At 47.5% G+C, this 7,289-nt stretch carries 5 protein-coding genes; all 5 read left to right on the forward strand.

Annotated features, from left to right (window positions below):
* On the forward strand, positions 1-2,531 hold a 2,531-nt coding region (locus ABEW34_RS31440; protein WP_430165670.1), incomplete at its 5' end, for a condensation domain-containing protein.
* Between the two features lie 60 nt (positions 2,532-2,591).
* Positions 2,592-3,662: a hypothetical protein gene (locus ABEW34_RS31445; protein ID WP_430165673.1), complete on the forward strand. Its 1,071-nt coding sequence runs from the start codon at positions 2,592-2,594 to the stop codon at positions 3,660-3,662.
* 24 nt (positions 3,663-3,686) lie between these two features.
* On the forward strand, positions 3,687-4,955 hold the full coding sequence (gene ectB / locus ABEW34_RS31450) for a diaminobutyrate--2-oxoglutarate transaminase (protein ID WP_430165676.1): 1,269 nt from the start codon (positions 3,687-3,689) through the stop codon (positions 4,953-4,955).
* A 42-nt stretch (positions 4,956-4,997) separates the two neighbouring features.
* Positions 4,998-6,536: a pyridoxal phosphate-dependent decarboxylase family protein gene (locus ABEW34_RS31455; RefSeq protein ID WP_430165679.1), complete on the forward strand. Its 1,539-nt coding sequence runs from the start codon at positions 4,998-5,000 to the stop codon at positions 6,534-6,536.
* Entirely contained in the window at positions 6,529-7,242 is a 714-nt protein-coding gene (locus ABEW34_RS31460) for a thioesterase II family protein (protein WP_430165681.1), read from the forward strand. Before ABEW34_RS31455 ends, ABEW34_RS31460 begins: the two co-directional genes overlap by 8 nt.
* Positions 7,243-7,289: the final 47 nt, after the last annotated feature.

Here is a 7,289-nt window from a genome sequence, read left to right on the forward strand (position 1 = left end):
GGCACAACCGGGCATTTGAGGTGACGGAAGCGGATCGCAGCACCAAGTTTGCGGGGTTCGGCTTCGACGCATCGGTGTGGGAGGTATTCCCTTATTTGATCGCGGGCGCATCGCTCTATGTTATTCATGACGAGATACGCCTGAACGTCCGGGAGCTGAATGCGTACTACGAACGCAATGGCATTACGATCAGCTTCCTTCCGACGCAATTTTGCGAGCAGTTCATGGAGCTGGATAATCGCTCGCTCCGGGTGCTGTTGACGGGCGGAGACAAGCTGAAGACGTACCGGAAGCGGAATTATCGGCTGGTGAACAACTATGGCCCGACGGAAAATACGGTAGTCGCGACCAGCAGTCCAGTGGAGAAGCTGGAGTGGAACTTGCCGATTGGCAGGCCGATTGACAATGTGAGGGCATATATCGTCGGCCGTACAGGCGGGCTTCAACCGATTGGGGTGCCCGGAGAGCTGTGCCTGGCGGGAGACGGGCTGGCGCAAGGCTATTTGAACCGTGAGGAGCTGACGGCCGAGAAGTTTATCGACAATCCGTTCGAGGCGGGGGGAAGGATGTATCGGACGGGCGATCTGGCCAAGTGGCTGGAGGACGGAAATATAGCGTATATGGGAAGGATCGACAGCCAGATCAAGATACGGGGCTACCGGATTGAACCGGGCGAGATTGCGCAGCGGCTGCTGGAGCATGATGCGGTAGACGAGGCGGCGGTGGTAGCGAAGGAGCAGGCTGGAGGAGAAAAACAGCTGGTAGCCTATATTGCAGCGCGGCAGGAATGGAGCGCAGCCGAGCTGCGCAACTGGCTGGCCCAGACGCTGCCGGACTATATGATTCCGCGGCATATGGTCGCTATCGAGAGAATGCCGGTTACCGCCAACGGCAAAATCAACGAGCTCGCTCTTCCTGAGCCGAATGACATGCCGGCTGCTTCGTATAAGGCCCCTGCCACGCTCACAGAATGCAAGCTTGCAGCTATATGGGAGGACGTATTGGGCGTTCAGAATGTCGGCATATTCGACAATTTTTTCGAACGTGGAGGCCATTCGCTGAAAGCAACACAAGCGGTGTCGAGGATTAATGAAGAGATGGGAATCAGCCTTTCGCTGCGGGAATTTTTTGAAGCACCTACCGTCCACGGACAGTCTCGTTTCTTGGATGCTGCTGCCGTCAATAAGTTCGAGCAGATTCAGCCCCTTGAGAAGAGGGAGCTATATCCTGCTACCTCATATCAAGCCTACACTTATAAGGTAGCTATGAATAATACGGCATATAACATCCCTCAAATGCTATTAATAAAAGGGGAGCTTGATGTTGAGCGCTTGAGTAACTGCTTCCGACAGATGATTGCTCGTCACGAAGTACTCCGCACATCATTCGAGAAAGTTAAAGGCGAGCTGATGATGCGTATTCATGACGGGGTTCCGTTTGCGCTTAACGTTGAGCCTGCTCGGGAAGAAGAGCTGCCTAGATTGGCTAATGCGCATATTCGACCGTTTGATCTCGGACAGGCACCGCTCCTTCACGTGAAGCTTCTTCAAGTGGAGGAACAAAAGCACCTGTTGATGTTTGATATGCACCACATTTTGTCTGACGGCACCTCATTTACTGTATTCTTTAATGAGCTAATGACGCTGTATGCCGGCAAGGCGGAACTTCCTGAGATCCGTATTCATTACAAGGACTATGTTGCCTGGAAATTCGACCAAATTCAAGACGGTCATTTGAAACGCGAAGAGGATTACTGGATTAACAAGCTCTCAGGAGAGCTTCCGGTCCTGCATGTGCCCACGGATTATCCTCGGCCTGAAACGCATCAGATGGTAGGAACGCAATATAAATTCGAAATCGGGGAGCAGCTGACGCAGCGTCTCAGGCAGTACAGCCTGCAGCAAAATACGACGCTGTATATGACACTGTTAGCGGCGTATAACGCGTTCTTGATGAAGTATTCCGGAGGTCAGGAGGACATTATCGTTGGAACGTGGGCCGCAGCGCGTACGTCGCAGGAGCTGGAGAGAATGATCGGCTTATTTATCAACTCCATACCGTTACGAAATTATCCGAAGCCGGATAAAACCTACTGCCAGCTGCTGAAGGAAGTAAAAGTGACGTTATTGGAAGCGTATGATCATCAGAATTATCCGTTCGAGCTGCTGGTTGATAAGCTGAATGCTCCTCAGGATCCGAGCAGAAGCGCAATCTATGACACGGCCTTCTCCTTCCTCAATATTGAACTGCCTGATATCCAGGCGGAAGGTTTAAGCATAACGGGATATCCGTTCGATTGGAAAGTAGCCGAATATGATTTTTACTTGGCAGCGGCGGAAGGAGAGCATACGCTCTCTATGGAGCTCGCCTATAGCACGCTACTGTTTAAAGAGGATACGATTGTAACGATGGCTGGCGATTTTGTTGCCGTGCTGCAGCAGGTAATGGACGATCCGGAGCTGGAGCTGGGGCAGCTTGGGCTTCCTGGGCTCCAGTCTTGCGCAAGTACGTTGACGGGGCTACAAGCATAGCAGTACGAAGCTGCTTTAACGATTGGTGACGGTAAAATTATTGGATTTTGGGGTGATTAATTGCGTTACTCAGACGATTTAGTCAAAAAGCACGAGCGCAAGGGTGGAGCAAGAAATGGCGGAGCGATCCTTTTTATCGTAATGACCGTTTTGTTGGCTGGAGGCTTGTTTTTCTTTCTTCGGCAAATGGATGTTGGCGCGGTTACCATTAACGCATCGATTGTGACGGTTATCGTGCTTATTCCGCTGCTTTTTTATTTTCTTTGCATGAAGTCGGGCTCTCGGCCAAAGGAATTTGTTTATGTCGTATTTGTAGTGTCGGTAGGACTCGTATATTGGTTAACTCCTGTAGAGCAAAGAGGTTTCCTGCAGTCGATCTTACGATGGATGGTTCCCGTTCTGGAGATCATTCTCGTACCATACCTCATCTATCGGATCTATAGGATCGTCAAACGCTACAAAGCGGTAGATCGCAAAGAACAGCTGCAGCCGATTGATATTATGCGGGAAGCTTTGCTTCCCGTATTGGGCAATGGTGTTGTTCTGGAGATCGTATTGTCCGAGATGAGCGTCTTCTATTATTCGTTAGTCGTCTGGTTTAAGAAACCGAAAATGCCCGAATCGGGTTACTATTCGTATCATAAAGAATCACAAGTGAAGATGACCGTAGTCGTCTTTGTAATTCTCATCGCCTTAGAGGCGATAGGCTTGCATTTTCTCTTGAGCCGATGGAACGAAGTGCTGGCCTGGATTTTGCTTGTTCTTAATGTATACGGTATTTTGTACATGATCGCCCTGCATAATTCGGTACGTTATCTTCCGATTACATTGAACGAAGATCATCTTGCCATACGTTTAGGTTTTCAAAGCAGCATTGTCATACCAATCAGCAGCATTGAGTCCATTGGCAAGGCAAAGGGGCTTAATTTCGGAGATAAAGTATCGAAGGATACTTATCTTGCTTACATGCGAGTAGACGATCCCCAATTCGAAATTCGGTTAAAGCAGCAAATTCCGATGAGAGGCTCCTACGGAATAATGAAGAACATCATGGTCGTGGTAGTACGTGTCGATATTCCGCATGAATTCTCGGCCGAGTTAGAACGTTTGATCAATCGGGAGCAGACCTAATTATGCAGCCAAAGGGGAAGCAAAATGTCAATATTTGAACAATTTGAATCAAATGTGCGATTCTACTGCCGTTCCTTTCCGCTCGTATTTGAACGGGCGAAGGGAGCAATGATGTATTCGGAATGCGGAAAAGCTTTTATCGATTTTTTTGCAGGAGCAGGCGCGTTAAATTACGGACACAACAATGACTATATCAAGAACCGGATTGTGGATTATATCAAGAACGACGGTCTGACGCATGGTTTGGATATGTACACGGTAGCCAAGAGAGAGTTCATGGAAACGTTCGTCGAGAACGTGTTGAAGCCTCGCAAGCTTGACTACAAAATTCAGTTCTCTGGCCCGACAGGAGCGAATGCGGTAGAAAGTGCATTAAAGCTGGCTCGAAAAATAAAAAAGCGTCCTGAGGTATTCTCCTTCATGGGGGGGTTCCACGGCATGTCGCTCGGAAGCCTGTCGGCTACAAGCAATCGGCAGAAACGCGAAGGAGCGGGGGTTCCGCTTCACAATGTTACGTTTATGCCCTTCCCATTTGGATTTTTCGAATCCTTCGATACGCTAGCTTATTTAGAGCATGTACTATCAGATAGCCATTCTGGCATTGATAAGCCTGCGGCAATTATTGTTGAAACGATCCAAGCTGAAGGAGGGGTCGTCGTGGCATCTGCTTCTTGGCTGCAAGGGCTTCGTGAAATATGTGACAAACACGATATTTTGCTTATTTGTGATGAGATACAGGTAGGATGTGGACGAACGGGTGCTTTTTTTTCATTCGAGCAGTCAGGGATTGTACCAGATATCGTTGTGATGTCTAAATCGATAAGTGGATTTGGAATTCCGATGTCGCTCGTGTTGATGAAATCCGAGCTGGATATATGGGAGCCAGGTGAACATAACGGTACGTTCAGAGGACATCAATTAGCTTTCGTTGGGGCTGCGGCTGCGCTGGAATATCGTGAGATGATAGATTTGGAGGGTGCTGTGGCAAGCAAGGAGCACTATGTCAGGAGTTATCTAGAGGAGCAGGTGAAGCCGCTGCACCCCGGTATTAAGATTCGAGGCGCAGGATTGATCTGGGGAATCGATCTGACAGATGCGGTTGCTCCCAGTGCAGTCGAAGAAATCCAACAGCAGTGCTTCCGCCAAGGATTAATCGTAGAGACAGCAGGCCGTGCTGACAGCGTGTTGAAAATCATGCCTCCGTTGAATATTGAAATGGAGTTGTTAGAGAAGGGATGCTTGATTTTGCGTGATGCGATAAGCTCGCATATGTATGCCGAGACTGTCATTTAGAGGCAGGGATTCACATCGAAAAAGAAGGAGTTCATTACAGACATGACCAATAAAGCTCCGAAATTTACGGATCAGCTAGATACTATTTTTTTGACTCCCGCTGCTTCCAGCCGAACGCAATATTTGTATTCGATGGAACAGGCGAATGAGCAGATCCTGTCTCGCTTTGCTTGTCAAGATAAGCCGTATAGCGGGCAATCACCACGAGTGTTGAAACAGCTTGTTCATGACCGATTGAAGTTATTTGCCGACGATGGCGAGGATATCGCGAGTATTTTGAATCAGGTGGGCGAACTCGTTATGCAGCATTCGGTCAATGTGTCCCATCCCGCCTGCTTGGCACATTTGCAATGCCCGCCATTTATCTCGTCCATGGCCGCCGAGGCGATTATTAACGCGATGAACCAGTCCATGGATTCGTGGGATCAAAGTCCGGCTGCAACTTTCGTAGAAGAGCAAATGATCGCATGGCTTTGTCGTGAGTTTGGGTATCGCAAAGAAGCGGACGGCGTGTTTACAGGTGGGGGGACCATGTCCAATTTTATGGGACTGCTGCTTGCCCGAGATCACTTTGCAGCCAAACGATGGGGGTGGAATGTACAGGAGAAGGGTCTCCCGCCAGAAGCGTCTAAGATGCGCATCTTTTGCTCCAAAGCAGCGCATTTTACGATTGTGAAATCTTGTGCCCTGCTAGGTTTGGGGGAACAAGCCGTTATTGCTCTGGATGTTGATGATAACGGAAATATTAGCGTTGATCGACTAGAGGAAGCTATCAAGCATACGACTTCAGAAGGGATGTTTCCTTTTGCCGTCGTGGCTACGGCAGGAACGACTGATTTTGGCTGTATCGACCCGCTGGAAGACATCGCGGCTCTGGCGGAGCAAAATCAATTATGGTTTCATGTGGATGCCGCTTATGGAGGGGCATTAGTGCTTAGTCGCAAGCACCGTGCACGTCTTCTAGGAATCGAGAAGGCTGACTCCATAACGGTAGATTTTCATAAAATGTTCTATCAATCGATTAGCTGTGGGGCATTTCTTCTAAATGAACGATCCCATTTTAATTTGTTGAAAATTCATGCTGATTACCTGAACCCGGAGGAGGACGAGGAGGCGGGGGTACCTAATCTCGTGCTGAAATCTGTACAAACCACACGTCGATTTGACGCAATGAAGCTGTACGTATCATTAAAGGCGACAGGTCTTCGTACGATGGGCGAGATTGTGGACTATACACTTGAACTGGCTGAGCAGACGGCGTCCATTATTGCAAAGCATCCCTCGCTTCAACTGATCAACCAGCCGATTCTAAATACAGTAGTTTTCCGGTACCAGACACAATTAGGTAAAAATGAAATGGAAGACTCGATTAATCTGGAAATTCGTGACATCCTTCTTCAAAAGGGGGATGTTGTGTTAGCTCGTACCCGTTTCAAGGGGAGAAATTGTCTAAAGTTTACCTTGTTAAATCCTAGAACGACCATTGAGGATATTAAGTCCATATTGAAGCAAGTCCAAAGCATTGGACAACATCTGGAACAGATGCTAGATGAAAGGTCTGAAAAGGTGAGACATGAATAGAATCAATCTATTTACTATACCGTATGCAGGAGGATCTGCTGCAATCTATAATAGATGGAAAAAAGAATTACAGCCCTTCATTAATGTGATACCGATAGAGCTTGCGGGCAAAGGGACAAGGTTCGGAGAGCCTCCTTACTTGAACATAGAGTCAGCCATTGATGATATATATGAAAGGATAGTTTCTGAGACTGGCAGTAGTCCATACGCAATATTCGGCCATAGTATGGGAGGATTGCTGGCATTTGAGCTGGCTCATAAAATTCAGAGACGGGGCTTCTACAAGCCAGAGCATGTATTTCTGTCAGGAATGTCAATGCCAACATCAAAAAGGAAAAAGATATATAGCGCTCTGGATGATGACCATTTCATTCATGAGCTAGTCCTGTTAGGTGCGACTCCAAAAGAGTTCGCCGAAAACAAAGAATTAATCGAGTTATTTTTACCGATTATTCGATCTGATTTTTCTCTTATAGAGAATAGGCTTATTCCACACGAGTATCCCGCATTAACGATCAATGTGTCTATACTGTCGGGAACCGCAGATTTAACGACCGATCAAGCTGATTCTGTGGAATGGTCGAAGCTTTGTGGAAGGGAATGTTCTTTTTATCCTATTAATGGAGGACACTTCTTTATTCATTCTGAAGAAGATTCTTTATTGAATATTATTAGTCGTACATTTCAATTTCAATCGGAAAGCTAAAGTGAATCGTAACTATGGAGCATCGGTATTACACGCGAGGATGCTGA

Source organism: Paenibacillus algorifonticola (assembly GCF_050481745.1).
Lineage (GTDB): Bacteria > Bacillota > Bacilli > Paenibacillales > Paenibacillaceae > Pristimantibacillus > Pristimantibacillus algorifonticola_A.

Excerpts from the sequence above, each read along its gene's own strand:
- ectB (WP_430165676.1), top strand. The coding sequence starts at position 3,687 with ATGTCAATATTTGAACAATTTGAATCAAATGTGCGATTCTACTGCCGT.
- ABEW34_RS31455 (WP_430165679.1), top strand. The coding sequence starts at position 4,998 with ATGACCAATAAAGCTCCGAAATTTACGGATCAGCTAGATACTATTTTT.
- ABEW34_RS31460 (WP_430165681.1), top strand. The coding sequence starts at position 6,529 with ATGAATAGAATCAATCTATTTACTATACCGTATGCAGGAGGATCTGCT.